The 1,232-nt window shown below is 69.6% G+C and carries 2 protein-coding genes; both read right to left on the reverse strand.

Annotated features, from left to right (window positions below):
* On the reverse strand, positions 1-931 hold a 931-nt coding region (locus Aco03nite_RS52415; protein WP_203810780.1), incomplete at its 3' end, for a beta-ketoacyl synthase N-terminal-like domain-containing protein.
* A 15-nt stretch (positions 932-946) separates the two neighbouring features.
* Positions 947-1,232 (reverse strand): hypothetical protein (locus tag Aco03nite_RS52420; RefSeq protein WP_203810782.1); only part of this gene is annotated, 286 nt, incomplete at its 5' end.

Consider the following 1,232-nt stretch of genomic DNA (forward strand, 5'->3'; position numbering starts at 1 on the left):
CTGCCATGCCGTTCGACGCACCGTCCTGGTTCACCGCCGAACCACGAACGACTCCCAGAATCCGCCGGCCATTACGCCGCGCGTCCGACAGCCGTTCCAGGACGATCAGGCCGGCACCCTCGCTCCACCCGGTGCCGTCCGCGGCCTGCGCGAACGGCTTGCACCGCCCGTCGGCGGCAATGCCCTGCTGGTGGGAGAAGTCCACGAACGGCTGCGGTGTCACCATGACGCACGCACCGCCGGCCAGCGCCAGGTCGCACTCGCCCTGCCGCAGCGCCTGCGCCGCCAGATGCACCGACACCAACGACGACGAGCACGCCGTATCCATGCTCACCGCCGGGCCCTCCAGGCCGAGCACGTACGCGATCCGGCCGGACGCCACGCTCGGCAGGTTGCCGGTCAGCAGGTACCCGGCGGCCGCCGCGCTGGCCGCAGCCGACCAGGCGCCGTAGTTCTGGTCGATGACGCCGGCGAAGACCCCGGTCATCGAGCCGCGCAGCGAGTAGGGGTCGATGCCGGAGTCCTCGAGCGCCTCCCACGCCACCTCCAGCAGCAGCCGCTGCTGTGGGTCCATGGACGCCGCCTCCCGCGGTGAGATCCCGAAGAATGCCGCGTCGAACCCGGCCATGTCCTGGATGAAGGCACCCTCACGCACGTACGACTTGCCCGGTGTGCCCGGTACGGGGTCGTACAGGGCCGCCACGTCCCAGCCTCGGTCGGCCGGGAAGGGGTCGAGCACGCACACGCCGGAGGACACCAGATCCCACAGCCCGTCGCCGTCGCTCACCCCGCCCGGGTAGCGGCAGCCCAGGCCGACGATCGCGATCGGCTCGACTGCGCGTTCCTCCACGTCGCGGAGGCGCTCGCGGGTGTTGTACAGGTCAACTACCGCGCGCTTGAGGTAGGTGGAGAGTTCTTCTTCCGTCGCCATTGCCTTCGCACCCCGTTACAGAAAGGACGATCCGTCGAAACCGCGGTCGACCAGGTTGAAGAGTTGCTCGGGTGTTGCCGCCTGGATCTGGTCGCCGAGGTCGTCGGCGGGCTTCGCACGCCGGTCGAGACGCCGCAGAAGGGCCTCCAGCTCGGTGATGACCTTCTTGCGCAGGGTGTCGTCCCGATCGGTGATCGACCCGACGGCGGTGCTGAGTCGCTGTAGGTGATCGAGGGGGGACTCGGCCCGCTCGGCGACCTCCGGAGACAGTTGGGTGTGCAGGTATGTGGTGATGTGGCCC

This window comes from Actinoplanes couchii, assembly GCF_016862075.1.
Taxonomy (GTDB): Bacteria; Actinomycetota; Actinomycetes; order Mycobacteriales; family Micromonosporaceae; genus Actinoplanes; species Actinoplanes couchii.